This window comes from Pseudomonas sp. R1-7 (assembly GCF_051132105.1).
In the GTDB taxonomy this organism is placed as follows: Bacteria; Pseudomonadota; Gammaproteobacteria; order Pseudomonadales; family Pseudomonadaceae; genus Aquipseudomonas.
In genome coordinates this window covers 3,518,512-3,545,509 of sequence record NZ_CP071661.1, presented here as the reverse complement: position 1 = coordinate 3,545,509, position 26,998 = coordinate 3,518,512, and the positions used below count along the sequence as shown (strand labels likewise).

General features: G+C 54.5%; 18 protein-coding genes and 4 pseudogenes. 7 read left to right on the top strand and 15 right to left on the bottom strand.

The features are described from left to right. Nucleotide 1: 1 nt before the first annotated feature. Nucleotides 2-637: a chemotaxis protein CheB gene (locus tag J3P79_RS15745; RefSeq protein ID WP_434603956.1), complete on the bottom strand. Its 636-nt coding sequence runs from the start codon at nt 635-637 to the stop codon at nt 2-4. Nucleotides 638-1,520: 883 nt separating this feature from the next. Then, complete coding sequence (locus J3P79_RS15740; protein ID WP_434603954.1) at nt 1,521-1,961, bottom strand: response regulator; 441 nt, start codon at nt 1,959-1,961, stop codon at nt 1,521-1,523. Between the two features lie 1,018 nt (nt 1,962-2,979). Here J3P79_RS15740 and J3P79_RS15735 point away from each other — a divergent pair. Beyond that, nucleotides 2,980-3,096, top strand: a pseudogene (locus J3P79_RS15735) (nitrate reductase cytochrome c-type subunit); the annotation flags it as partial. 35 nt (nt 3,097-3,131) lie between these two features. Here J3P79_RS15735 and J3P79_RS15730 read toward each other — a convergent pair. Together J3P79_RS15730 and J3P79_RS15725 are read right to left on the bottom strand one after the other, a co-directional pair. Further along, nucleotides 3,132-3,839: a methyl-accepting chemotaxis protein gene (locus J3P79_RS15730; protein ID WP_434611499.1), complete on the bottom strand. Its 708-nt coding sequence runs from the start codon at nt 3,837-3,839 to the stop codon at nt 3,132-3,134. Between the two features lie 201 nt (nt 3,840-4,040). Further along, nucleotides 4,041-4,976 (bottom strand): annotated as a pseudogene (locus J3P79_RS15725) (nitrate- and nitrite sensing domain-containing protein); the annotation flags it as partial. Between the two features lie 665 nt (nt 4,977-5,641). Between J3P79_RS15725 and J3P79_RS15720 the strand changes: the two are divergent. After that, the gene (locus J3P79_RS15720; protein ID WP_434603952.1) at nt 5,642-7,159 is read left to right on the top strand and encodes a sensor domain-containing diguanylate cyclase; all 1,518 of its coding nucleotides are present in this window, start codon (nt 5,642-5,644) and stop codon (nt 7,157-7,159) included. Between the two features lie 392 nt (nt 7,160-7,551). Further along, nucleotides 7,552-10,110, top strand: a complete 2,559-nt coding sequence (locus J3P79_RS15715; protein WP_434603950.1) for an EAL domain-containing protein — start codon at nt 7,552-7,554, stop codon at nt 10,108-10,110. Between the two features lie 32 nt (nt 10,111-10,142). On the opposite strand, the gene fnr is transcribed toward J3P79_RS15715, so the two are convergent. The 3 genes and pseudogenes from fnr to J3P79_RS15700 form a co-directional block, all read right to left on the bottom strand. Next, the gene (gene fnr, locus J3P79_RS15710) at nt 10,143-10,892 is read right to left on the bottom strand and encodes a fumarate/nitrate reduction transcriptional regulator Fnr (protein ID WP_434603948.1); all 750 of its coding nucleotides are present in this window, start codon (nt 10,890-10,892) and stop codon (nt 10,143-10,145) included. A 152-nt stretch (nt 10,893-11,044) separates the two neighbouring features. After that, nucleotides 11,045-13,204 carry a methyl-accepting chemotaxis protein gene (locus tag J3P79_RS15705; RefSeq protein ID WP_434603946.1) on the bottom strand — a complete coding sequence of 720 codons (2,160 nt, stop codon included), beginning with the start codon at nt 13,202-13,204 and terminating at the stop codon, nt 11,045-11,047. Nucleotides 13,205-13,586: 382 nt separating this feature from the next. After that, a pseudogene (locus tag J3P79_RS15700) lies at nt 13,587-14,150 on the bottom strand (ABC transporter permease); the annotation flags it as partial. 19 nt (nt 14,151-14,169) lie between these two features. On the opposite strand from J3P79_RS15700, the pseudogene J3P79_RS15695 reads away from it, so the two are divergent. Beyond that, nucleotides 14,170-14,752 (top strand): annotated as a pseudogene (locus J3P79_RS15695) (AraC family transcriptional regulator N-terminal domain-containing protein); the annotation flags it as partial. A gap of 589 nt (nt 14,753-15,341) precedes the next feature. Here the strand turns inward: J3P79_RS15695 and J3P79_RS15690 are convergent. The 3 genes from J3P79_RS15690 to J3P79_RS15680 all read right to left on the bottom strand — a co-directional run bounded on the left by J3P79_RS15690 (nt 15,342) and on the right by J3P79_RS15680 (nt 18,030). After that, the gene (locus J3P79_RS15690) at nt 15,342-16,355 is read right to left on the bottom strand and encodes a chemotaxis protein CheB (RefSeq protein ID WP_434603944.1); all 1,014 of its coding nucleotides are present in this window, start codon (nt 16,353-16,355) and stop codon (nt 15,342-15,344) included. A gap of 112 nt (nt 16,356-16,467) precedes the next feature. Beyond that, entirely contained in the window at nt 16,468-16,701 is a 234-nt protein-coding gene (locus J3P79_RS15685; protein WP_434575618.1) for a hypothetical protein, read from the bottom strand. Between the two features lie 381 nt (nt 16,702-17,082). Beyond that, nucleotides 17,083-18,030 (bottom strand): aromatic alcohol reductase, encoded by a 948-nt coding sequence (locus J3P79_RS15680; RefSeq protein WP_003173940.1) that lies wholly within the window; start codon nt 18,028-18,030, stop codon nt 17,083-17,085. Nucleotides 18,031-18,126: 96 nt separating this feature from the next. On the opposite strand from J3P79_RS15680, the gene J3P79_RS15675 reads away from it, so the two are divergent. Continuing rightward, the gene (locus tag J3P79_RS15675) at nt 18,127-18,585 is read left to right on the top strand and encodes a winged helix-turn-helix transcriptional regulator (protein ID WP_003429427.1); all 459 of its coding nucleotides are present in this window, start codon (nt 18,127-18,129) and stop codon (nt 18,583-18,585) included. Nucleotides 18,586-18,602: 17 nt separating this feature from the next. Here J3P79_RS15675 and tnpC read toward each other — a convergent pair whose 3' ends face one another. The 5 genes from tnpC to J3P79_RS15650 form a co-directional block, all read right to left on the bottom strand. Then, the gene (tnpC, locus tag J3P79_RS15670; protein ID WP_042944682.1) at nt 18,603-20,132 is read right to left on the bottom strand and encodes an IS66 family transposase; all 1,530 of its coding nucleotides are present in this window, start codon (nt 20,130-20,132) and stop codon (nt 18,603-18,605) included. An 81-nt stretch (nt 20,133-20,213) separates the two neighbouring features. Then, nucleotides 20,214-20,549, bottom strand: coding sequence for an IS66 family insertion sequence element accessory protein TnpB (gene tnpB, locus J3P79_RS15665; RefSeq protein WP_003177794.1), 336 nt, complete (start codon nt 20,547-20,549; stop codon nt 20,214-20,216). Then, complete coding sequence (gene tnpA / locus J3P79_RS15660) at nt 20,546-20,878, bottom strand: IS66-like element accessory protein TnpA (RefSeq protein WP_003173944.1); 333 nt, start codon at nt 20,876-20,878, stop codon at nt 20,546-20,548. The genes tnpB and tnpA overlap by 4 nt, the downstream gene beginning before the upstream one ends. Nucleotides 20,879-21,014: 136 nt before the next feature. Continuing rightward, nucleotides 21,015-21,254 (bottom strand): hypothetical protein, encoded by a 240-nt coding sequence (locus J3P79_RS15655; RefSeq protein WP_434603940.1) that lies wholly within the window; start codon nt 21,252-21,254, stop codon nt 21,015-21,017. Nucleotides 21,255-21,778: 524 nt separating this feature from the next. Beyond that, the gene (locus J3P79_RS15650) at nt 21,779-22,978 is read right to left on the bottom strand and encodes an MFS transporter (protein ID WP_434603938.1); all 1,200 of its coding nucleotides are present in this window, start codon (nt 22,976-22,978) and stop codon (nt 21,779-21,781) included. 144 nt (nt 22,979-23,122) lie between these two features. Here J3P79_RS15650 and J3P79_RS15645 point away from each other — a divergent pair, with 144 nt between their 5' ends. Further along, a complete protein-coding gene (locus tag J3P79_RS15645) occupies nt 23,123-24,058 on the top strand; it encodes a LysR substrate-binding domain-containing protein (RefSeq protein ID WP_434603936.1) in 936 nt (311 codons plus the stop codon). Nucleotides 24,059-24,564: 506 nt separating this feature from the next. Beyond that, the gene (locus J3P79_RS15640) at nt 24,565-26,271 is read left to right on the top strand and encodes a diguanylate cyclase (protein ID WP_434603933.1); all 1,707 of its coding nucleotides are present in this window, start codon (nt 24,565-24,567) and stop codon (nt 26,269-26,271) included. Nucleotides 26,272-26,998: the final 727 nt, after the last annotated feature.

Below are 26,998 nucleotides of genomic sequence, written 5' to 3'. Positions count from 1 at the left end.
CTTAGATGGGACGCACAGTGGCAGACGCCTTATCCAGGGCTGACCGGCCCGAAGAGCGCCTAACTGCGTGAATCAGAACGGTTGCTAATGCTTTCGCTTTGACTAAGACGTCCGGGTGATCCTTAACGATAGCTTCAACAGGCATACTCGCTACGTCAGCATCGCTCGGATCTTGAACGAGGTTCAAACCACCCACCGCCCCAACCGCAATCGCTCCGTCTGCTCCATCAGCCCCGTTGCCGGATAGGATCACACTGATCACTCGGGGGCCGAAGACTTCAGCGGCGGTCTGAAAGAGACGGTCAACTGCTGGCCTACAAAAATTCACTTTCGGTCCGTCACTTAAAAAAACCAAGCCAGGTGCCGAAACCTCAAGGTGTTTGTCTGGCGGAGCCAGATATATACGGCTAGGCAGAATAGCGTCGCCATTCGCGCCATAAGCTATCGGCATAGATGAGGATCGCTGAAGAATGGCGGCCATCATCTTCAGGCTTGAAGAGTGAGTATGCAAAACGATCAAAATTGCGGCGGGAAATTTCGGTGGCAAACCCGCGAGAATTTCTTTCAATGGCTCAATACTACCCTCTGACCCGCCGATGACGACGATGTCTCTGTACTGGACCATATCGTCTGACATTATTTTCTCTCCTGCTCGGGGGATACGTACTTTTTTCATGAGGATGCAGCGGCCTAAAAATCGTCCTGCGGACTCCACGCAATCGAGTGTAGCCTGCCAGCCCAATAACGGCGATCACCAGAAGACGTCTCCAACCTGTATATGATTTAATGCTTGATCCCGCCTTCATCGGATGTGACGATATTAGCTCGCGTAGCGGATGCCCAAGCGCCTGTAAAAGCACGGCCTCGGACAGCTCTCAAAAAGAACCTCGGATAGCTCCATGATTTCCGTATTGAAGTTCGACTCATCATAGAGTGCGGTTTACTACCGCTTGCATGCACCTGCAGTGTGTATCCAAACGGATCACTCATGACTAAACATTCGCAATTCCGGTTATAAGGTAATCTACCGCCCGAACAGCCGCACCTCGGCCAGCCTTGCACCTGCGGAGCACACTGGACCGATACGCCTCGGGTTTTGCATCCAGAAGTCATAATCATCAAGCATGTCGCGCCACTGCTGGACTTCAGCGCTTTGGCTTGTTCAACATTGATAGAGCCGGTCGCTTGCTAATTCTGTATAGATGAACAGCGCCTCAAGCAACGAATTCGCGTCATAAGGGCCGTCGGGCGGTAGGTATGTTTACCTGAAAGTTTTGCGATTATTGACGATAGGGTATAGCGGCTGCGCTAAAGCAACAGGCCCTTCTTTCGGTAATTGCAGTCGCAGGTAAGATGGGAGCTTGACAACGATTATTTATGTGCCTATTAGGAGGGGGGTTGTAAGCGGTAGCCATGCTAATGGACTAAGCCTGAATTCGGACGTGGCGCAGCTGATGAAATTGAAGTTGCCCTAGCAATACATCTCAGTAGCGCACTGGGTGCATACAATAGAGCTTTAACTAATTATTATTAAAAAGGCGCGATCGTTCTGTTGCCGGGTAATCAGGGTGAAGTAGGTCAGTCACAGCGTTGGTTAGGTCATTCATTGACCACGGCTTTTGCAGATAAACCGTCGGAGAAGGAACGGTTTCTGGCATCAGCGCATAGCCAGACATGAGTATTGTTTTTATTGATGGCCATTTATTTCTGACCATCCGTATAAAATCCATTCCATTAATTTGACCCGGTAACCCGTAATCAACAATTGCAAGACTACAAGGCCGTCTTGATTGTAGCAGATAAACCAACGCTTGATCGGCGGTTTCAAAAGTTACTGTCTCCGCACTTATTATCTCTATTTCTTCTACGATCTGCTTTGTTAGCGCACGCAGAGTCGGATCGTCTTCTACGATCAGAATTTCTCCTTCGATTTGTTTTAGGGCTTTCCAATTAGCGGTCATAGCAGGCCTTAGGCAACGAACGGTAGGTATGGGAGTGTAGACTCAATTTTCCTACCGTACCTGCGTTCGCTTCTCCACCAGTCGCATGGATGTGAGTAATCTCGACATTCATATAAAAAGCCTCAAGTTGTAGGCGGGCAGGTTTGGACCGTCCCAGTACGCACAGAGGGGCTTGATTGCCGATATTAGAGACAATCAAATGCGCTTGCGACCGCCTCAGCCCCAACTCTACAGGTTTCTGGCGATGCGCTCTTAAATCTGAGACGCGTACAAGGGAGGCCCCCTGAATTGGCTAGAGCGAGGGCGCTGCAGGCCGATAATCCTTTCAGGGGGTGCCAGGTATCGTAAGCGTTTGATCTACTGGGCCTATCCTTCATCCCGCTCTTTTTTCAAAGTCAGCGAGCGAAATTTACGGTTATTGTTGCCCTCGCTGTGCTGGTTCTTACTTACATCTTCGGCACTGTCATTGGTGTATCCGCGATTTCGAGTCATAAGGAGCAGTCAAGCCATCAACTTGCGGAATATGCCGCCTCGATGATTGAGCTCCCAATCGTGACGTGCACAGCCGCTCCTAGGAGCTAGGCGTTCTAAGCGCACTGGAGACGCTGCGCGACTCTGCAAACATAGGTGAAGCAAGAAGGCTGCTCAGCCACCTTAATGCTCAGTCCCCTAGCTATTCATGGATCGGGCTCACCGACGCCCAGCGCGCAGTCGTTGCTACCATCGGCCGTTTGCTTGAAGACGTCAGCAATGCGCACCAGTCAGTGTTCATGCAAGGGCAGGGCAAAACGTTTATCGGCGACGTACACGAAGCGGTAATGCTCGCAAGCTTTTGCCCTCCGGGGAAAGCAATGAAGTACGTCGATATCAGCATGCCGGTACAGGATAAAAGCTGATCAACAAGGTCGCGCTTGTTGCCACCGCCCCGATCTCCAAGCAGACCGACTATAAAAACGCACGATATGCATCGAGTTGGTCAGCGTGGCCTGAGGAGGGGGAACCGTGATGCCTTTTCGAACTGCCGTTGCTCCTGCTGGCGGTGATCGGCGTAGCAATCTCCGCTGAAATCGGCTACCCACTCGATGCACCAGCGCCGGACGGAGGCCGTTCCGGCGACACGCTGGCCCAGAGCATGGCCCCCAGCCATCAGGGCGGCATGCTGCAGCATTGTCAATTCAATTTGAAACGGCTCACGATGACTTGCTGGTGCTCGGCCAACCTCGCCAGCTCCTGGCTAGTCGCTGCTGTTTGATCCGCTCCGGCGCTGACCTGAATGGCTACGTCGTTGATCTCCATCACGTTTCGATTGATATCTTCCGCAACGGCACTTTGCTGCTCCGCAGCGGTGGCGATTTGCATGTTGCGATCGCTGATGCTAGAGACGCTCACGGCAATCTCCGCCAGTAGTTCCCCCGCGCGCTCGATATTGGAGGCACCGGTGCGCGTCTTGCTCAGGGTTTCCTTCATCGAACTGGTTGCGCGATCCGAGCCAGCCTGCAGTTTGGTGATCATGTCTTGGATGTTTCCAGTGGATTCTTGGGTTCTTTGAGCAAGCGTACGCACTTCAGTCGCGACCACCGCGAAACCACGTCCATGGTCGCCTGCCCGCGCAGCTTCGATGGCTGCGTTCAAAGCGAGCAGGTTAGTCTGTTCGGCGATGCCTCTGATGACATCCAGCACCGTTGAAATCGAATCACTTTCACTTTTTAGCTCGCCAATAATGACAGCGGTTTCATCCGCTTGCTCGGACATGTCCTGGATGACACGGACGGTCGCTTCGATTTCCTTTCTGCCTTTTTCGGTGCTCTGGTTCACTTGTTGTGACAAGGTTGCCGCATCGCCGGTGCTCTGTGCAACATCACGAACGGTGGCGCTCATTTCGTTGATGGCAGTGACCACCAGTTCTGTTCCCTGGCGTTGGCGTACAAGGCTCTGACTGGTCTGAAGCGTGACAGCCGAAGCCTCTTCAGCGGCAGTCGCCACTTGTGCGGTCGCGGTTCCTATTTCTTGAATGATTTGACTGAGCTCGGTAGCCGTGCGATTGAGGTTGCTGGCGATTGTGCCAAACTCATCTCTTCCCACATAGGTGGCTCGGCTGGTGAGGTCTCTTTCGGAGAGAGCGATCAGCACGCTATTAACTTCCCGTACTGCTGTCCGGATGTTACGGATGATAAGGGACGATAACAGGACCACTGCTACCACTGCGCCCCCAACCGAGGCTAGTACAATACATAACACGAAATATGCGTGGACATGCTCCTGATTGGCCAAGTCGCGTATGTGTAGGCTGAGCGCATTTTCGACGTCACTCATCTGATCTATTCTGGCCGTCGATAGCTTGAACCATGACTCGGCCGAGACGTCGAGTGATTGGCCTATAGGCGTATCGAAAATCAATCGCTGAAGCCTGGCCACTTCCATACCGTCGGCTGCCGCCATCTTATCGTCCAGTTGACGGACATAAGCTGCATCGGCGCTGCTGCGAAATGCCTCTGCATAAGCTGAAAACTCGCCCAGGTTTCGGCTGAAGATTGAAAGCAGGTCTGAATCTACACGGTTCTGGTTGAACACCACCCCTAATGTTGCGCGTTCCCGGCCGGCTCGCTCTTTCATCTCGATGAACTGATTGAGCGAGGAGAGACTTCGCGCCAACTCTGGCTTTTTCACACTGCGTTGGAGTGCATGTGTATAAGCAATCAAGGATTCAATGATTTTGGTGAACCGAGCGCCCGATTCTCGATTGTTGAGCGCCAGCGCATCAATCTGGCTACGAATGGTCTGCAAAGAATCCAGCGCCGCAGTGGCTTGGCGGACTTGATTATTTTCCAGCGCAGGTAAGCGGCGGGCTGCATTGATGGCTTTGTCAGTCTGCTGTCTCAACCCAATTAACACGTCCCGCATGGACATTCCTTTACTGGCCAGAAAAACGCCGCTCGCCCCGCGCTCACGCTGCAGAACTGTTATCAATTGGCTGAACGTCCGGGCCGCAGTACTGGCTTCCTGCGTCTGCTCCATTTCTCGAAGCGTGTGATAGTTATCGATGACATGGAGGGTTGCGAACCAAAGGAATCCGATCAATGGGAACACCACAATCAAGATCAGCTTAAAGCTCAATGAAATATTTCTGAACACGACTTATTACCTTGTCATTCGCATCAGTGTGACGCGAGGGTAGGAGAGTCCTGAAGTCGTGCTTATAGTGGGCGCACGTGAACAGGAGATGCCATGGGGCTGCTGCACGCAAGGGACGCTGATTTTCTGCTCTGTTTATCGGTCCGGTCTTCATCTCCTTGAGTATCTCAAGTGGATAAAACCTGTCCAAGCGATCAAATCTGATGAGTGGCACCTGGCACCTGGCACATAAGGCAATGAGAGGCTGAATCGTTTGCCATGCGCTACGATTTTTGGAGGAGAAGGCCAGGTTCCTCCTCACTCTGCTAAGTCAGGCGCGGGGTGGCAGCCACTGACCAGCCAGTTCCTTACGTGGATAAGAATCCCACGTCCAGCAATTCCGCGAAACCTGGGGTACCTCACTGAATCTATTGTTGCGCCTCGAAAAATGAGTGATATCGTGGTGCCATGTCGTCGCGGAACGGCCTGACGGCAACGCATCTCGTTGGCTTGATGGCCCGCGCTAAATAATGACGCTTCGCTGGAGACCACGCTTGTTACGACATCGAGTGACCAAGACTAAGGCAGGGCTGATCGCCATAGCTGTCTTGTTAATCACGTTGGTTCCAATGTGGGTCGCTCTAAATGCGTGGCTTAAGCACGAGCAGGTGTTGGTAGAGCAAGCGGCGGGCAATGACGCCATGAATCTTGCCATTGCGTTTGAGGAACACATCCAAAGTGTGGTCCGTTACGCTGACGCTTTGCTTCAAGACATACGTGAAGATGTTATTGAAGATCCGGAAGATTTCGAGGAGGTAGTAAAAGAAGAGCTTCAAGTCGATGGAAATATGATCGCTCAAATTGCTGTTATTAATGCGGAAGGCAGACTGGTTTATTCATCGTTGGGGCCTGTAGACAAAAGCGTAGATCTCAGTGGTCGAGAACATTTTCAAGTGCACCTGAGAAATCCTTCGCACGATAAGTTGTTTATCAGCAAGCCAGTGCTCGGCCGTGTGTCGGGTATCTGGTCGATACAGTTTACCCGGCCGATAGTCGCTGAAGGAAAGTTTGCCGGGGTCTTTGTGCTCTCGATACCCGTCAGCTTTTTTACGGATGTCTATCGAAAGATTAACGTCGGCCCTAGCGGATTGATCGCGTTGGTGGGAAAGGATCGTGTTCCGCGGACCGTGGCTTCCAAGTCCGGACACAACACTGTTTTGGATGGAACAGTTCTTTCTGAGTATGAGCCCTATTTCGATAACGCCAATCCTGCCGAAGGGGTGTATCGCGGGGCAAGCCCCTTCGATCGGGTTGACAGTTTGATCGCTTACCGTCGCTTAGAATATAGCGAGCTCATTGTTCTGGTGCAGCTTTCACCTGCTGACTATCTATCCTCCTTCAACGTACGACGTCAATTCCTGCTGTTTTCTGCAACCGTTACGTCCGCATTACTGCTCGCGTTTGCTGTATTTTTATATTTTGTCAGTCGGCAACATTTTGGCAATGCCGCTGCACTTAAACAATCCCACAGCGCATTGCGAAAACTTGTCAGTGTCGATCTCCTGACGGGAGCTCGAAGTAGGGGGGACTTCTTGGAGGCGATGGAAACGGAGTTCAGTCGGGCGAAGCGTCATGGCACGGAACTCAGCCTGATATGGCTAGATCTTGATCATTTCAAACGAGTGAACGATACATACGGCCATCCCGTCGGTGACACGGTGCTAAAACACGTGGGGACCCTTTGTAGTGGAGTTCTACGAGCCCATGACGTATTCGGAAGGCTCGGGGGCGAGGAGTTCGGTGTCATCTTGCCTCAAACAAACGGAATGGATGCCTTGGACGTCGCCGAGAAGTTACGGCTGACTATTGAACAAGCCATTATCCCAACGGAACGTGGTCCTCTTCAGGTGTCAATTAGCTGTGGAGTTGCTCACCTGCTACCCCAAGGCGACAGTCCCGCTCAACTGATCGTCCGGGCAGACGATGCGCTGTATAGAGCAAAGCATGCGGGCCGGAACAGAGTATGTGCTGCCTCTGTCAATGAGACGATGGAGTCACCAAGCAGACCGGCCGACAGCAAGACATGAATGTTGGTGCCCTTGTTTTCCAGGCAAGCAAGCAGCCCCAACTGCCGAATCTCAAGCGAAAGCTCATTGATTGCTACTCAAGCCGCCGCGTTGCGCTGATACCCGTTTGTTGATCTAAATCAAGCGCATAGCTTTGAATAGTGGCAGATTGATTTCAGGTCGGAACAATTACTAATAAGAGACAAACCTTTTATGCTAACCTGCCGCTTTTTTTGTAGACATTGCGCTGACTTCAAAGTCTCATTTCGGCGGTCTCGACACGACTATCCAACCGGTCATTGCTCCCCATATTTCGAATGCCTCCATGTTCTTCAGGAGTGGCTGGACCCACTCCTCCAAATGCCAAATATGCAAGGGATTCTGCTCATCTCCCTCCAGAGTGGGTAAGTGCTATGTCGTACCGTAAGGAGCTCTCAACGGTTTTCATCCAAACGCTGGAACAGAGTGTCGACAGCGTTGTTGTGATCGATAAGAGCAACAAAATTATTCTGTTCAATGTGGCTGCACAGAAACTCTGGGGATACAGCAAAGAGGAAGTCTTGGGCAGAAATGTCGATGTTCTGGTCCCTGCAAACATTCGCGTCCATCATGATGGTTATATCGAGGCCAACCGCCGCACAGGGGTCAATAAAATTGTTGGCACCAGTCGTGATGTACCTATCGAGTGCAAGGACGGCACCCGGCGCTGGGGGGCAATGTCTATTTCGAAAATTAAACATCAAGGGGAAATTTTATACACCGCCTTCATTAAAGATATCACCCAACAACATGTAGAACAGCACCGTTTGTATCTTCTGTCATTAGTCGTCGACACAACGGAAAACGCCATCATCATAACCGATGCCGCTTGGCTGATAGTTTTTGTCAATGACGGGTTCTGTCAGATGTTTGGTTACAGTCCTCCAGAGGTTATCGGCAAAACGCCCATCAAAGTCCTGGCGCCGTACTTGGATGAGTCACGTATTGGAGCGATTCGTTGTCAAGTTAGCCAAAGTAACGCCTATCAGGGCCAAGACTATGGGGTCCACCGCGACGGCTCACGCGTCTGGTGTAACGTCACCATCCACTCGGTTCACGATGACCATGGACATCTGACCAACACCGTAAGCGTGTTGACGGACGTGACACATACGCGGATGCATGAAGTACTACGGCATAAGATACTGGAGGCGATGGTTCGCGAGGAGTCATTGGAAACCGTATCGAACCTCGCGTGCCTGGAAGTCCAGCGGATTGCACCGGAAGTGATTGCAACCGTCTTGCGCGTCGATGACCGGGGTTGTTTACAGACGTTGGCGGCACCGGGTCTTCCGTCGGTGTTTTCCAGCTCGTTGGATGGGACAGTGATTGGCGTCGAGCCCGATGGTCCTGCGGCATCGGTAATCAGCGTTGACGCAACTATGATCAGCGAGATGGCTGTCCACCCATTTTGGAGCGATTTCAGAGAGTTAGTGCAGCCACTCGGTTTGACGAGATGCTGGACGACGCCAATCAGGTCCAACGATGGGCGGCTGCTCGGCATGTTCGCTTTCTACTACCGCGACTTATGTCAGCCCAGCAAATTACATCTTCTGCTCGTCGAAGCTTGCATTTACTTGTTTGCTTTGGCGCTGGAACGAGAAAAGTCGCGTGTGCATATACGCCAGTTGGCGTTCTATGACGAACTGACTGGCCTGGCCAATCGCAATTTGCTTCATGCACGGGCTGAGCAGGCTATCGCCCAGGCATCGCGGCATAAATCAAATCTGGCGGTTGTGTTCATCGATCTGGATCGATTCAAACAGGTAAACGACTCGTTGGGGCATCCCGCAGGAGATGAATTTTTGCGCCTCATCGCCCATCGTTTGTCAGAGGATCGGCGCGAGTGCGATATTGTCAGCCGAATATCGGGCGATGAATTTGTCCTAGTCCTGCCACAATGTACGCTGGCACACGCAATTGACCTCATCGAAAAGCTGCGGGCACGACTCTGTCTTCCTTGCCAGATTTGCGGGGTGACGCTCAAACCCTCGGCGAGCATTGGGGTTAGCTTGTTTCCAGAAGATGGCCACACGATGGAGGTATTGTTACAACGTGCCGACATGGCCATGTATCAAGCCAAGACGCGTCTGCGCGGAAGCGTTTGCTTTTTCAACGATGGGCTTGGCCAACTGACACAAGGCCGCCTGCGTCTCGAAGCTGCGTTACGAGAAGCGATGGACCAACGATCCCTTCATTTAGTCTACCAGCCACAAATCGACCTGAGTGACTCGAAGTTGTACGGCATGGAGGTGCTCGCGAGGTGGACTCATCCTCAGCTAGGAGAAATCTCCCCGTTAAGTTTTATTCCCATGGCGCAAGAATGTGGCTTGATCAGCGAACTCGGCTTATGGGTGTTGAGTAAGGCTTGCTGTCAATTGTCTGCCTGGCGTAAGCAGGGCCTGCAGGTCCCTTCCGTGTCAGTAAACATGTCGCCCACTAATTTTCATAACCGTGATTTCTCAAGGATGGTAGTCCGTACGCTTGAGCAGTACGGTCTTCAGGCAAAGGACCTGACCTTGGAAATTACGGAGAATGTGCTCATGGATATCAACCCCGATACCCTGACCACCATTGAAGAGATGCATAAGCTAGGTATAAGCCTGGCGATGGACGATTTCGGTACCGGATATTCGAGCCTTGGTTACTTGCAGCGCCTCCCGATCCAGGAGCTTAAGCTGGATCGCAGCTTTGTCCATGACCTTGAAAGCGACACTACAAGTCAGGCATTGAGCGAAGCCGTTATCCGCATCGGCGAAAGTTTGCAAATTCGGGTGGTCGCCGAAGGCGTCGAGACCGAGGCGCAACAGCGGATCCTGATGAATCAAGGATATAAGATCGCTCAGGGATTTCTATTTTCCAGGCCGCTGGGCGCAAAAGAGATGGAGCGTTGGCTTGAAGATCATTATGCGTTTCATGACCAGACCTCCTGACCTGATACGGTAAACAGGCGCAAATGAGTTGTTCATAGCTCTGCATGCCGGTGGCAGCCAGCGACTTTGCGCTTTAAGCCTGGAAGGTCCAGAATACTAACGTTCCGTCCGTGCACATCAGCCAGTTGCTCTTGGCGAAGGTGAGCGATACAGCGACAGATGGTCTCCAGGCGCAGTCCCAGATAGGAGCCCATGGCTTCGCGGCTCATACGTAGCACAAAGTCCCTGGGTGAGTAGCCGCGCATATTTAGCCGTTGGGACAAGTTCAGCAGAAACGCCGCCAGGCGCTCATCAGCATTCATATTGCCTAGCAACAGCAGCATACTGTGATCGCGAACAATTTCCTGGCTCAATAGCTTGTTGAGATTGTGCTGCAGGGATGGCAAGTCGCGGGCAAGTTTTTCCAAATGACTGAACGGAATTGGACAAACTTCACTGTCTTCCAGTGCTATCGCATTGCAGGCGTAGTGATTCGTGCTGATGGCATCCAGGCCGAGCATTTCACCTTGCATTTGGAATCCAGTGACTTGTTCGCGTCCGTCCATCGACAACACACTGGTTTTAAAGAAACCGAGCCGAACCGCATACAGAGAATGCAGCGGATCGCCCGTGCGATAGAGCGCCGTCCCTTTTTTTATTTTTATGCGCTGGGCGATTAGCGTATCGAGCCGATCGACCTCGCTGCCTGTCAGCCCGATAGGGAGGCATAACTCAAGCACGCCGCAATTGGCGCAAGCTTTTTTGAGAGACTGTGCGCGCACAAGGGTTTTGTACTCAGCCATGGGATGGATCCTCCTTTGGTTGGCAGCCAATGATGATAGAAGACCCCATCGCACCCTGTGTTTCTTTATCTTTTAGAACGCGAGTCGACTATTGGTGCCGCACCCTATGAACGGCTGGCACATCAGCAGGGACCTTATTTTCGTCGCGCTCGTTAATGTTTCACCTTGAAACGACTCAGTTCCTTCTGCATCAGTGCCGCCCGTTCCGAAAGATCCTTGGCCGCCACCGCGCATTCCAGCGAGTTGGATTGGTTCTTTTGGGTCACTTCATCGATTTGCTCAAGCCCGATGCTCGCTTGCTGCAATCCCGAGGCTTGCTCACTGGAGGCTTGGTAAATCAGCGACACCAGGCTGGAAACCGCGCCGGTTCCATTGACGATATTCTTCAACGATTCGGCGGTTCGGCTCGCGATGACCATGCCGCGTTGCGTCTTGCTCGAGGAGTCGGCGATCAGTGCGGCCGTTTGCTGAGCGGCCTCGGCACTGCGCGCCGCCAGGCTGCGGACTTCGTCTGCGACGACGGCAAAACCTCGTCCCAATTCACCCGCCCGGGCAGCCTCAATGGCCGCGTTCAACGCCAGCAAATTGGTTTGCGCGGCGATGTTGTCGATGGTCGTGATGATCGCCGTGATGTCTTTGCCCGAGTCGTCAATCTCGGCCATGGCGGCAATCAATTCGCCCATCAGTTGATCGCTTTCTCCCGCGTCGGCCCGCGATGCCTGGGATTGCTCGTCCGCTTGCTTGGCGTTGGCGGCGTTGTCTCGGGTCTGGGCGGCCATTTGGGTCATGACCGCGCTGATTTCGGTGATGGACGAGGCGGAGTTCGCCGCGCCTTCAGACAACGACTGACTGAGGTCGGTGACCTGCGCCGAGCTTCCGGTGATCTGGGTTGCACTGGACTGAACTTGAGAGATCAGTTGGTTGAGGTTGCTGACCATTTTTTCCAGCGATTTGCCCAAGGTGTCGTTGGGCGAGGACAAACGAACCTCCAGGTCCAGGTCACCTTCAGAAATGCGTTCTGCGACCCGCACTTGCCTTTGCAGGCTTTCAGACATGTCATTCAAGGCCAGGGACAACTGTCCTACCTCATCTTCGGTTTTCTGCACCAGACGCCGCGAGAAATCCCCCAGGCTGATGTTGGCGGCCAGGGCAGCTGCTTCGCGGATCGGGCCGACGATTTTCGCGGCGGCGAACCACAAGGCGACCAGGGCCAGCAACGAGATGCCCAAACCCACAGAGACCTGCCAGATGCTGTTACGAAGACTGCGCGCCTGCAGTTCTTGCTCCAGGGCAATGGCCTGGCTCATGACCACGGCCTTGGGCAGACGAATCAATACCGCCCACGGTTTACCGGTGCGGCCAAGCTCAATGGGCATCAGAACTTCGATTTGTTGCGTTTGCGTGTTGAGCACGCCATTACCGCGCCCGCTCTGAATCGCGCCCAGCACCGTTTCCCAGGACTCAGGCAGCAACGCCTTGATGGGCTGGCCAATCAAGTCCGTGCGCTGACTGTCAGCCACCACCAAGCCCTGATTACTGAGAATCGACACCGAGCCTTTGCCGCTGTAAAGCTCAGCGGACATTTGCTCGCTGAGTTTCTGGATAAAGGCGATGTCGAAGTCGGCCCCGACCACGCCGTAAAATTTGCCGTTTGAAACGATCGGCACCGACAGGGTGGTCAGCCAGACATTTTTTCCCTGGACCACGTACGGAATCGGGTCAAGCACGCTTTCTTTCAGGGTGTCGCGGGGACCGCTGTACCAACCGCCCTTAGGCACGCCGTTGGGATGGCGGTCCAAGGAGTCATATTCAACCAGCGGCTGCACCGCGATGTGGCCGCCTGCGCTGCGCGTCCAATAAGGTGTAAACCGGCCGGTCTCCGGATTGCTCCCATCCTGGGCCGTGCGAAACGCAAGGTCCTGGCCATCCAATGCGTCCGGTTCCCAGCAGGAATAGGTGCCATTGAAGTCAGGGTTATCCTTGAGCACCCCGAGCAATACGGCGTTGATCTGCTCCCGGCCCATTACTAGAGGGCTTTGTGAGGTTTTGCTCGCGGCAAACGCGTTGGCCATGGTACGCGCCGCATCCAGGGCATTCTGCAATTTGGCCTGGATGGCGTTGGCCCGGGATTCCGCCAGGTTCTGGATCTCCCGGATAGTCGAACGCTCGACCAAGGCCGAGACCTCGGTGGCGACGTATTGCTCGTTGGACCTGGAGGAGAATAGCCCGTAGAGCACCAGACTCAGTGATGAAACAAACAGGCAGATGCCCGCCGTCACGCAGATTCTGATTTGCAGCGATTTGAGTTTCATAAAGCCTCCCAGCCCAATCGTTGGGTGTGCCGAGATCGCGGCAACAACCCTTATGTTTTGCACGGTCCGGCCAATAACGTTGGCTTGGTTGGCACCCGACATGTCCAGGTAGATGGCTCAGCTGGCGCATGTAGCGACGTTACTTCTTGGCTCTGGCGGGAGGTCCTTTCCACAGTCTTATGATGTTGATTCGAGCGTGCAGGAGCGCCCCGGTGAATGTGGGGCCTCTCCTGAACAGGTGGATCAGGCACGTTGGGCGGGATTATTGATGGCACAAAGGCATCAATAAATTGTACTTTGGTATCCTTTTTGTACAGGTTCCAGCGGCATTGGCCGCTGCCGCTGTAGGCCGAGGCTGGAAGAAGGGTTCTGCCCGAGCTCTGGCCATTTGCGTTATCGCTTGGCGAAACCGAAATAGCGCCGCGAAGAAAAACAGTGCACCGATAGCTGCAATCGCCAGGAACTGCGGCCAGACAATTGCCAGCCCCGCGCCGCGGTACAGAATGCCCTGGGCGAAGCTGACAAAGTGTGTGGTTGGGGCGGCCAGCGTCACGTTTTGCACCAGATCCGGCATGTTTTCACGGGGTGTTGCCCCTCCGGAAAGCAACTGCAGTGGAATCAGGATCAAAATGCTCAACAGCCCAAGTTGCGGCATGGAGCGCGCCACCGCGCCCAAGTAGATGCCGATGGAGGTGGTCGCGAACAGATGCAATGCGGTTCCCAACAGGTACAACCCGATCGAGCCGCTGATAGGCACCGCCAACCAACCTCGCACGACCACCCACACGGCGAAGGCGGTGGCCACCAGCACCACCAGGCCCATGGACCAGACCTTGGCTATCATGATTTCAAACGCGCGCAGCGGCATCACCAGCAGGTGTTCAAGGGTGCCGTGTTCACGTTCTCGAATCAGTGCGGCGCCCGTGAGGATGATCGACACCGTGGTGACGTAATCGATCAGCTGCATCATGGCAACCTTATTGGCAGACCTTCCAAAACCCGACGGGCAGTACGACAAGAATGCCGGCTTCTCGGTAGCCCCGGTTACACCTGATCTGATGGATGCATGGGTACGCATGCTGCGCTTGATGAATCGGCCCGAAGAGATTGCGGCCCTGGCACCCGTCTACGAACGTGAGATTTCGTTTCGCGTCTTGCATGGGCCTCACAGCTGGATGCTGCGTGACATCGGGGCCCCCGATAGCGCCATGGCTAGGGTCAGCTTGGCCATTCAATAAATGCGCCGTGACTTCCCTGAATCCATAGGAGCGGAGGCATTGGCGCAACGCGCTGCGGTGAGTGTTTCAGCCTTCTACCGTCACTTCAAAGCTGTTACAGCACTGGGCCCTTTGCAGGATCAGAAAAGGGTTCGCCTGCTACAGACACGGACACTGATAGTCGAGTGCCAAAAGTGTCACCCGTGCGGCGCTTGAAGTGGGTTGTGAAAGCGCTACGCAACTCAGTCGCGATTACGTACGGGTGTTTGGTTTGCCACCAGCGGGCGATGCAGCCCGAATTCTGGGGGAAACCAGAGGCGAGAGAAGGTAAACCAGTTTACTTTTTAGCATCAAACACCACGTGTACTTAGCCGCCGGTCTTAGATATGCCTCACTAATTGGCAAGACTTTGGCTCTGCTATGGCTCGGAAGTGGTCGTTCACGAATGGCTGCTTCTGTACCGAACTCGGCCGTTGGCGTCAGACAATGCGCTACTGGAGACCTGTTAGGTAAGATAGGCCGAACGTGCAGGCCTGTTTCGGTTATAGGCTAATGGTATCGTGAGAGTTGAATCGTTCCTCACAGCCAAATTCAGTAAACGCAAACCGTTGAGCGAGAGAAAATTGAATCGGTGGTTATTGGCATCTCATAAATCGCCATATAGGCCAGATCTGGAACGGATGCTTTATTTGATGCGAAAATAGTCTTGCACGGAGTGAGCGGTTGACCGTCACCCGCGGCCATATGAACAAGTATTCTCACGCGCCCACTAAGTGCGGCCCATCGCCGATAACTCCAACACGTCATAATAGATGTTCTGACGTTGATTTCTTCGTTACCGGCATGCCTTTGGGGCGGCGTTTGAAAAGCCACGAAATAGCTTTTCGATCGCCGTTATGGGACTTGAGTGATTAGGTCACTCAGCTGGTGCGAAAAAAGTCTGGGTCCAGTATAAGTTCGCGGAGCGGCTTCAAGCGGTCTTCTGCGTCCTTGGCCCGGAAACGGGAACGCTCGGCATCTTTCTTAGAACCTTGCGCTTCTGCCAGGTCGCCCATTTGACGAAGCAGTAGAATTCTTTCTTCAACCGCCCTGAGCGCATCCCAGAGCCCAGTATCAATCGCGGCGTTAATTTCAGCGATTAGGGTCTTGATCGAAAACGCATGGCCCGTATGGCAGCGAAACCTGACAATCGATCCTTCTTCTATCTGCACCAAAACTCCATGACAATCGGGGCATGTATAGCTCGAAATATTCCCTATACTCATGACGCCAGCTTCCAAGCCGTTGCCATTTTCACTGATGCTCGTCTCGATCAGATGGCGCTCGTTTAAGGGCCTTGTGGCCAGTTGCTTGATCGGCAATCTAACCCGCGTTGCTATCTGATTCGCCAGCTCAGTGAGTGTGCCTACAAAGTCTGTTTCGACGTGCTCTATTGCACTACGGGGCATGGAATCATAAGTAGCTTCGGAAGGATCCTGCACAAGTGCCGTACCGTTTCTGTCTTTTATCGCCCAAAGCCCCGCAGTTCCATCGTCTAGCGCGCCGGTCAGTATCACTCCGATCACCCTGGAGTCATAAGCCATCGACGCTGAGCGAAAGAGTACATCGATAGCCGGACGAACTCTGCATTCCTTCGGTCCGCGAGTAAGGCGGACCCCCTCCTTCGTCACAAGCAGATGGTGATCAGCGCTGGCGACGTAGACGGTTGAGGTTTTGAGCGGTTGATTGGCTTGGACCGAAATGACCTTCATGCTGGTTTCACGAGCAAGTATCCTGCCTAGCTCACTCGGCGAGTGCGGAGGAATATGTAGCACTACCAAAAAAGCCGCTGGCAAGTCAGAGGGTAAGGAGCGAAATAGACTCCTTAATGCTTCGACTCCACCGGCGGAAGCCCCAATAACGATAATATTCCGACAGTGGCTATCGAGTTGCATAGATACACACCTCCCTCTCTAAAAACGAAACACAAGATTACCAACCACACCCTGATGGAAGGTTTAGTTCCTCACAAATCGGGTGAACGTTCGATTGAAGCGCGACTAGCGATCAGTGTTTTTTCCGAAATACGGCCCTCGCCTGGTCCCAGGCTTTTTTGCCTTCAAGGCATTTCGCATCAGCTGCTGCGCGCGCGTTTTGAAACGCGATCATGGCTTCAGGCGAATCTGTGGCATGGGTTAGCAGTTCATAAGCGATCGCGTTGAGACGATCAGCCTCTCGAAACAGTTCGTTTGTGCGGTCGGTGGCTTCATGCCAAGCGGAAATAATGGCGTTATTTCTCATGATCGTCCTCGCGTGTCATCCGGCCTTTGATTGGTAAGAGAGGAGCGCCTTTAGTTTCTCGAAGCGTAAGCGTCCGGCAGACACACCTTGACCACACCATTCTCCCCCGTGCTCCTCAAAACCACGCTCATTTGCAAGGCTTTAGTAAGCGCTTGGTTAAGTCACCGTGGTTCGGAATTCGCGCTTAGAAAACTCAATAGATAGTGAAGTGGGACGCCTCAGACCTCGGCAGATGGTGCGGATAAGATAAAGATTCGGTCGTCTTGGATTACCAGACCCATTCTCCGCGCCTTAGCTTCGGTTATCAGCGCCCATTATCAGACTGAGGAGCTTTTTAGCAGGTCAACTCCGAGCGCGAGAACGTTCGTTCAGCTACTGCCCTTATGCTGATGAGGTTGCCAGATTTGCACGGGCCCACTCCTCAGCGGTCGTGACTTGAGTCGACTGCTGCGCGTTGAAAGTGCCTGCTTTAGGCCAGGCCACGCCTCTGCCCTGGGCGAACACAGCGCGGTACTTCTTGATGTGATGCGTTGGGTCTCTCTCCAATTCTTGGAGCAAGTACGGAACAGTCCACACGTTACGTTTGAACGGGCGACCCAGTACACGTTCGAGGAGGCTCGCAACCTCTCCGTACGTCACTGTATCTCCCGAGAGGTACACAATCTGATCGCGGAAGCGAGGTTCGAAGAAAACAATTTCCGCTGTCAACGCACCAATGTCTTCTGGAGTCGTGAGCGTCACGCTGGTCTCAAGACTGCCTAGCGCGTTCACGGTATCGTTTTCGAAGTCAACCACCTCGAATACTGGCTCGAATAGAAAGCTGGTGAACATACCCGTCGAGATGATTACCCATTCAGTTTTATCCTGGGCGCGAAGCAATTCGCGTACATCAAGCTGAGCATCGAACAGATCTTGAGGACTGCCCCGACCGATTACCTCGAAGTCGACACCAAACTGCCAAGGAAAGTAGCGCTTCACACCGGACTTGAGAGCTGCTGTAGCCAGCTTCATCGGGGTTTCCCGGCCTGCAACCATGCCTGCGCAGCCTATTACGGTATCGAACCGTGCGAACACTTCAGCCAACTGATCGATTGAATTATTCACGAGATCTGCGGCCACCATCTGGATGCCAAGATCTCGAAGCTCATCGATTTCGACCTTTTTCTCGGGCACCTGAGTGTTGATGGTCGAATCCCTGAGCAGGACGCTGATTGTGGAGCCGGGCGCGCGCTTTGCTACTCGCGCAAGATTGCGCAGAACCGGCAGCCCAAGCTCACCGGCGCCTAGAACGAGAATGGATTGGGGGGAAAGCTGGGTCACTTCGGTCATGATTTCTCCTGAGACCTGTTGCCTGTAAGATGAACAAATGCTTGCACGATTAGGCAACGTTCGTAAGAAGGCACACCTGTGATACCAGAGAATGAAATGACCGATCAGGAGGCTCTCAGCCAGGCAGAAACAATTTGCCGAACGCTTAGAGAAGACGATGATGGCGTCAGACGAGAAGTGCTTGCTCACGCAGGTAGCCGCTGGTCGTTAGGTATTCTGCATGCCCTGGGGGTTTACGGCACGATGCGCCATGCCGAAATAAAAAGGCAGATGACTGGGGTGACTCAGCGGATGTTAACCAAGACGCTACGCTCCATGGAGCGGGATGGGCTAGTGGTTCGGCGGGAGTTCGGTGAGATTCCGCCACGTGTCGAGTATGAGCTGACGCCGCTGGGTATGGGACTGTTGATCCGCATGTCACCTATCTGGACTTGGGTTGTCGAGAACGTTGAGGATTTCCGCAAGGCGCGGCGTATTTTCGACAGTCAGGATGACAAAAAACCCGCATGGCAAATACCTCCATCGACACCATTAGATTCAGACGCGTCGGACTGAATGTAGCTCATAGCGTGTTAGGAGCCCTGTGCCCATTGATGCGGTAGTAATTGGTCAATTGCACTGGCCCTCTGTGTCGGCAACCGCGTCAGTACATCCTTGAGATACGCGAACGGATCATGCCCATTCATGCGTGCCGATTGAATCAAGCTCATAATTGCCGCCGCTCGTTTACCGCTGCGCAGTGATCCGGCGAAGAGCCAATTCGAACGGCCAAGGGCCCAAGGCCGGATCGTATTTTCGACCCGATTGTTGTCGATGGGCACAGCACCATCATTGAGGTAGCGCGTCAGCGCTACCCAGCGTTTCAGGCTGTAATCCAGAGCCTTGGCTGTGGCCGAGCCCTCGGGCACAAGTTCGCGCTGAGCCAGCATCCACTCATGCAACTTCTCCGCGATAGGAATCGCCATTTCTTGACGTAATCGCCAGCGATCTTCATCGCTCATCTCTTTGGCCTTTCGTTCAACCTCGTATAGGCCGCCGATTGAGTGCAGCGCCTGTTCGGCCAGTTGGCTTTTGTTCGCCACATGCAGGTCGAAGAACTTGCGGCGAGCATGGGCCATGCAGCCGATTTCGGTGATGCCCCCTTCGAAGCCGGCCTTGTAGCCTGCGAAGCCATCGCAGACCAGCTTGCCGTTCCAAGTGCCCAGGAAGTTGCGCGCATGTTCGCCAGCACGGCTCGGGCTGAAGTCGTAGACTACCGCCTTCAGTGCCGAGAATGGTGTCGTGCAGTAGGCCCAGACATACGCTCGGTGCGTTTTCTTTTCACCCGGTGCCAGCATCTGCACGGGTGTTTCATCGGCATGGACGACTCGCTGGGCCAGCACTGCCTCGCGCAGTGCTTCCACGAGCGGTTGCAGTTGTACGCCGGTTTGACCCACCCACTGCGCCAGTGTCGAACGGGCGATGGGCAGCCCGGCGCGGCCGAAGATTTTCTCTTGGCGATACAGCGGCAGATGGTCGGCGAACTTGGCCACCATGATGTGGGCCAGCAGGCCTGCGGTCGGGACGCCTTTGTCGATGACGTGCGCCGGTACCGGCGCCTGGATTAGCGTTTCACACTGCTCGCAGGCCCACTTTCCACGGATGTGACGCTCGACGGTGAATACGCCGGGCGTGTAGTCGAGCTTTTCGCTGGCGTCTTCGCCGATGCGCTTGAGGGCGCAGCCGCACTGGCAGTGGCTGTTGTCCGGTTCGTGATGGATCAGTGTGCGAGGAAACTGCGGTGGCAGCGGTGCGCGCTTGGGTTGCTGGCGCACTTTGGCTTCGACAGGTGCCGGTTGCAGCGCCTCAAGTTCGGCTTCGATAGCGGCGATATCCGTATCGATCAAGTCGTCGAGCAGGCTGGCTTGATCCGGGCTCAACTGCTCGCTGCGCTTGGCAAACTTGAAGCGTTTGAGCAGCGCGATCTCGTGGGCCAGTTTCTCGTTGACCGACTTGTGATGAGTGATTTGCTTGTCCATTGTCTCGACGCGCTGGATCAACTGCGCCGCCAGGGCACGCAGTTGTTCAGGGTTTAATTGATCGAGATTTGGATGCAAAGTCATGCCGCCGATTTTGCCAGAGAGGGCTGATGGCGACGATAGACTGATGGGCCAATTGCGCTGGCAAGCACGCCATGGCAGATGTTAAAGCATCGAGATGATTCCGCCTGCACCGACGCGCTGCCAAGGTAAACCGAGCACCAGGGCCTGAAGTTGCTCGGCATCCAACTCAACTTCGGAGCCGTGTCGCACACCCGGCCAGAAGAAGCGTCCTTGATTCAAACGCCGGGCGGCAAGCCAAATCCCCACGCCGTCATGCACCAGCACTTTCATTCGATTGGCGCGGCGGTTGGCGAACAGATAGGCACAGTGCGGCTTCGCCGCACCGAACACCGCCACGACTCGTGCGAGCGCGGTTTCAGTGCCGGCGCGCATGTCCATGGGCTCGGTGGCGAGCCAGATGGAATCGACGCGGATCATCGCAGCAGGTCTCGTAGGAAAGCAGAACACGCCGCTGCATTTTCTGCTGGCCAACTCACCACGACTACACCTTTTGGATGCGGCACTTCGATTCGGATCGTGGCAGGAAGGGCCTGATGCATCGGCACCGGCGGCGAAGTCTTGACCGGGATGAAGGCAGTTTGCAGTGCCAGGTTTTTCTGCGCATGCACCCGAATCCATTTATGGACGAGGTTTGCATTGAGGTTGTGGGTCAAGGCGACATTGGCAATTGAAGTGTCAGGATGGGCGCACTCAGTAATGACCTGGGCCTTGAAGGACTTGGAATAGGAACGGCGTTCTTGTGGCATTGGCGTCCGCTTAAAAAGGCTAAAAATGGTGTCCACTTAAATTTAGGTGGACACCATCGCCTTAACCGATGGCATCAGGAAGATGTGTTGCTCGGACGGTTACCTCGAAGCTTACGTTTATGGACGCAATTTTTGCTTAATGCAAATGGATTCGGATGGTGGCGGGCGTCAAGGTCGTGGGCGTGCTGCAAGTATTGACCGCCCCACGCACGACCGTGTCCCAATCGATGAGCGCGATCCTGACAATCGAGAGGACAACGCCGCTTGGGAGTTGCTGATCGAACTGGTCCAGAAGGGGGCCCATCCACTGATTGCCAAGCGCTTCGGCCATGCCCTGGAACAGGAGGAAACGCACCTGGCCGGTGCGCAACTTCATCAAGCAAGATCTTCTTGCGTAAGTGAGCTGAGCCTTGCTTACCATCTGGCGCCACCCTAGTTTATCCGGGGTGGGACCACTGGCTCGAACTTTTAAAGGACAACCGCCCGTGAGTGAAACCTACTTGAAAATGAACTGAAAGCCTGGCGGCAGTTGCTCGAAGACGACGCCTATCGCCCGGAGTTTCCCGAGGATTACCACGCCACATGATTCGGCGCGCCGATGAACGGGTGTTGCAGGAGTTCATCAGGCTGGACCGCTGTTTCGAATTGCTCGCGGACATGACAGCGAAGGGGGGGCGGGCGACACGACTTCGACGTCCGCGGCATTGCTCATCAGGAATAATCTCAGCTCCTGAGTGTCGGGCAATTCACACCGCAGCAACCATCTGTTTGTGTGTCGGTCATGGTCTTTCCCCTGGAGAGGACCCAGCATGAGGCCAACGGGCACAATACGCTCCGCCAGTCTTGCTCTCTTTAGCGCCCCGTCCGGTCGTTATTTACCGGCCCGTGACAAGCCGTGCGTTACCTCTTGGCCGGCGAGTCGACCAGCCTCCAAGCCCCCAGGAAATAAAACACGCCACCGGCAACAATGAAGAGGGCGAGCATGTAGAAGATGCAGTGAGGCGGTTGCGTCGCCAATACCAGGCCACACAGCACCGGTCCGGAGGCGGCGCCGAGGTTGCCAAGATTTTGCGCAGCGTAGTACATGCCTCGCAAGTGGTCGGGCGCGATGTTGTCGATGAACATGTATTCAGCGGGGAAGACAATGATCTCTCCGAGCGTGAACACCGCCATGGCAATCACCCAGAGCACGAGGGTATCGGCCAGGGCAAAGCCGGCCAACCCAAGGATGAACAGACTCAGCCCCGCCGTCAGCCACAGGTTCAGATGATGTTGAGAGACTCTTCGGCCAATGGCGTATTGCAGGCTGATCACCATCAGCGCATTGGTCGTTACAATGGCGCTGATGGTGCGATAGGTGAACTCTGCTGATGTCGTGACCACCAGGTACTGTGAGAGATAGGCCGTGAACTGGCCGAAGACCACCGCGCTGAGCAGACCGCCGAGGGTGAAGCACACTAAGCGGTAATCCCGGAGCAAAAGCTTGCCTACGGCCAGGAAAGGCACAGGTTTGTGGCTCGCATCAACGACCGTCAGGCCTCTGTCGCCCCAGACGAAATAGACCAGGCAGAATCCGGCACCCAGCATGCCGGACAACAGGAATGGCAAGCTGATGTCCAGCTTGGCCATGCCCGCCCCCAGAAACGGCCCAACGGCATAACCGATGTTGGTCAGCGTGTATTTGATTGAGAACGCTTCGCTGCGCTCGGCGATTGCAACCACGCTGCCAAACCCTGCCTTGACCGCGATGTCGATGACGGCATAAGCCAGGTTGACCAGTATCAGGCAACCGTAGAACAGCCAGAGCTCGCGAGCCAGAAACATCCCGAGAAACCCCACCGTGAATAGTGCGCTGAATCCCAGGATGAGTCGGTGGCTGGGCATATTGTCCACCAGGAAGCCGCCGTAGAGGCTCAACAGGGAACCGATGATCAATGTGCTGCCGATCACCAGGCCGATGTCGGCGACGTTCAATCCAAAGTTGCCCGACAGGTAGATTACCAGGTAGGGCAGCGTGATTGCCCGGGCCAGCGTCAAGATGAGTGACGCTGAAAGCAGCAAATTGACTGACGGGGGATAGCGTTTAAGGGTGGTGAGCATCCTTGCCTCATTCGAGCGGAATTTCATGCACAGCGTTTATCGCGCAGTGATTAGGCGGCTGCTAAGCTTACTGAGGATTTCAATTATGATTTATGATGTTTTTTCTTGCATTGAGTGAATTAGGATCATGAATCAAGGGTGTCCATGTTTTCCTCCGAACGATTGAAGGGCATCGATGTATTCGTCTGCGTCGCTGAAGCCGGCAGCTTCAAGGCTGCTGCTGAACGGATGAGCCTCACGGGTTCTGCCATCAGTAAAAGCGTTGCTCGCCTGGAAAGCCGGCTCGGCGTCCGACTGTTCGACCGTACGACCCGACGTGTTTCGCTGACCGATGCAGGGGGCGCCTTTTTTCGCACATGCACAAGCGTGCTTGCCGACCTCGAAGAAGCCGAGCTGTCGCTACAGGCTGAAAACGCCGAGCCCCGTGGCAGGGTCCGGATCGACCTTCCCGGTGCTTTCGGCCGTTCCCAGGTACTGCCTGTCGTCTTGCGCTGCCTGGAGCGATACCCCCAATTGGTCCCGCACATTTCGTTCTCCGACAGTTTCATCGACGCCGTACAGGAAGGTGTGGACATCGCTATCCGTTTGGGCGGCGCAGAGGTATGGCCGGACACGTTGGGGCATCGGTACCTGGGTAGCGAATGGTATATTTTCTGCGCATCACCTGCGTATCTCGCCAGGCATGGCACGCCCCTGACGGACCTTGATCTGGAACAGCACCGGTGCATCGCCTACGGATGGCGGGATGGAAATGTCAGCCCTTGGAATTTCGCCGGGCGCCACTGGGGCGAAACGGCCAGGATGCAGGTGGCTCCAACGCTGGTGGTGGGCGATGGCGAGGGCTTGGTGGTTGCGGTGTTGGCGGGCTGCGGTATCGTCCAGTTGCCGTCCTGGTTGGTCCAACGGCAATTGGACGAAGGAACATTAGTCGAAGTACTGCCCCAGTTGGCAACAGATGGGATGGCGATCAATCTTGCCTGGCAGAAAAGCCGTGAGACGCTGCCCAAGGTCGCTGTTTTAATAGACTTACTGACGGCCAATTTGACTCAGGCGGTAGGAGGGCGGGCGCAACGGTTATAAAGGCTTTTGCCCGTGGTGCCAGAATCAGTCGGCACCGAGTCATGACAGCAGACGCACAGCTTGTTGCCATCGAGATCTCGAAAGTAGGCACCGTGATAATTGGAATGGTGGTGGGATCATAAGCCGGGTTCCCCCTCACATGTCCCGCCCAGTGCCACAGATTTCTCTCGATCATTGGCCTATTATCCGATTTGCCTGCGAGAAGATAGTTCGGGATTGTGTCGACGGATTGTGCCGTGCGGGGCGCCCCTTGGGTGGAACAGCGCATGCTGGCCCCGGCCCCTTAACCTCGTAGCGAGGCAGTACCTCGTCCAGCGTCTAAATCTGATGAGTGGTTCCTCAAGGATTCAATGGGAGCTTCTTAGCGCAATCTCCTAGCTACCCCGACACCTGGCGATAGCGGTTACTTGCCTTATTATTGGGTGCGATAACCTGTTAACTGCCTCCGCCTCCTGCCGTTTTCTTCTGCATGCCGACATCATTGGCCCCCAAGAGCGTGATCGTTAATGCCTGATCGTAAAGCAAGCCTTCTCTTCGCTACCGCTGCCGCGAGTATTGTTATGGCCGTCACCGCGGCCGTGAGTCCCACCACGCTGTTCTGGACAAATGAGACGCGCCTGGAGCGAAACGTTGTCGAGGCGCAGATAGATCGTATCCGCGCTGTACAGGGCTTGTTGGTTGATGCCGAGACCGGTGAGCGTGGTTATGCTCTGACCGAAAAGGATGTTTTTCTACAACCTTATTACATCGCGGTGTCCCAACTGCCTTCGGCGCTCAAGGCCCTGCGCGCGTCCTATCAAGGCGATCCCGCCGAAGAGATTGGTCGCGTTGAAGAGTTTATCCGCCACGCTGAACTGAAAATGACGCATTTGGATCGGGTGGTGAAGCTGGTAAGCCTCCACGGAAATGATGCGGCAGAGGCTGAGATTGCCGCAGGCGGTGGTAAGGACCTGATGGACACTGTGCGCACCATCAGTGCAGAACTGATCAGTGACGAAGCAGAGGAGCTCGCGGTTCTCGAGCGTCAACTTTTAAGCAACATCCGCTGGGCCGTCGCGATCTCCATCGTCAGTTTTATCGTGACCTTGGGCTTAGGTCGCTTTATCTATATATCCATGCGACGAAGCGTGCGACGTCAATCGGAGTCCGCCGCGGCGGCCATCCTCGTCAGTGATCAACTGAGCCAGAGCCTGGAGCGGTTGAAGCGGCGCAACGGGGAGATAGGCCTTCTCGCCGAAATGGCAAGACTGGCGCAGACGGAGTTGACTCAAACGGAAACGCTCCAACTGGCCAGCACCTACTGTCAGCGACTAATACCCGCCAGTGAAGGGGAGTTTTTTCTCTATCGCAACTCGGCGGATGTTCTTCAGTGTGCGGCGTCGTGGGGCCAAGCTGAAGGGACGGCTGCTGATGTGATGCTCAACCCCAAGGACTGCTGGGCGATCCGGCGAGGGCGATGGCATTTGACTGAGCATCACCACGACCTTTCCTGTCGCCATTATCCAGCGGCGTCGGGCACCGACCAAGTGACCGATTGCTGTTTGCCCTTAATGGCTTATGGCGAGATTCTGGGGCTGTTGCATATCCGTCAGGTTGGACTGCGGGACCTATCCGAAGAGCGGTTACAGATTGCTGAGGCTGTGGCGGAACAAACGGCTCTGGCGTTGGCGAATGGCCGGATGCGCCAAGTATTGGAAACTCAATCCATCAAGGATCCGCTGACAGGGCTGTATAACCGGCGGTTCATGGACGAGGCGTTAAAGCGCGAACTGGCGCGCTCTGAGCGCAACGGGTCAGCCCTGAGTGTCGTCATGCTAGACCTCGATAACTTCAAACATCTAAATGACTCCTATGGCCATCCAGCAGGCGACGCTGTGCTTCGTGCGGTTTCCGCTTTGCTTTTGCGATCGTTGAGATCGTCAGACATCGCATGTCGATTTGGCGGAGAGGAATTGATTGTGATTCTTCCAGAATGTTCCTCAGAGAGCGCTACGTCACGTGCTGAGGTCATACGAGCATCTCTTGAAGGGTTGAGTCTTACGGATCACGGTCAGACATTCACAGTGACTGCTTCGTTCGGGGTCGCTTCTACAGAAACCAGCGGGTTGGACCAAGGCTCTCTTTTGAAGGCAGCTGACTCAGCGCTTTACGCAGCCAAGCGGTTGGGGAAAAACAGAGTTGAATGCTGGCCTCAGGTGAAGCATGAGCGCTAGAAGTTTCGATGGGATGCAGCAGGCTGATCGCTGCTCGTCGCCCGATCAGAAGCACCAGCGATGACTGGTTGGCTGCCGCAGACACCGCAAAGGTGTCACAGTTGAGTACCCGCAACCCGAGCGCCCGGTCCAACAAATGGAAAAAGCAAAGTTGGCGTTAGGGCAAAACACAGTAACCGCCCAGGCATCTCATCTTGCATGGGAGATATCTACGTTTTTTACTCATCTTAGCGATCTGATGAGTCTCATGGTTCCTGCAAAAATGACGGTTTCTTCCACTATTGCGATGGGCCTATGCTAAATTTAGATCAGTTATGAATGGATTGTTCGGTTATGGAGAACGCATCATGCTCCCAATAGGCGTCTCGCTACTTGCCGTAGGCTTAGGCACCGGCAATCCTGGCTTTTGGATACCAGGCTGCGTCTTCGCGGCTATAGGGTGTTCTCAAAGAGCTAAACGTCGAGACTGACCGTAAGCAGTCAGCCTACGCATCGCTCACATCACGCACATCGAGTTGGCATCCACTTATGTGGCAGTAATTGCCCGACTCGTCCTTAAATGGATTCGAGTGCAAACGGACAAAGCCATGGCGCTACCACCTGCTTTCATTACGCTTACTTTGCAGTAGTCGGAGCGCATTCCGAGGCTTCTTTATCGAGCATTTGCGTTTAAATCCCGTACCCGCGGGGCACCGTCAAAGTGACTGGCCGACCGAAAGCGCTGCCG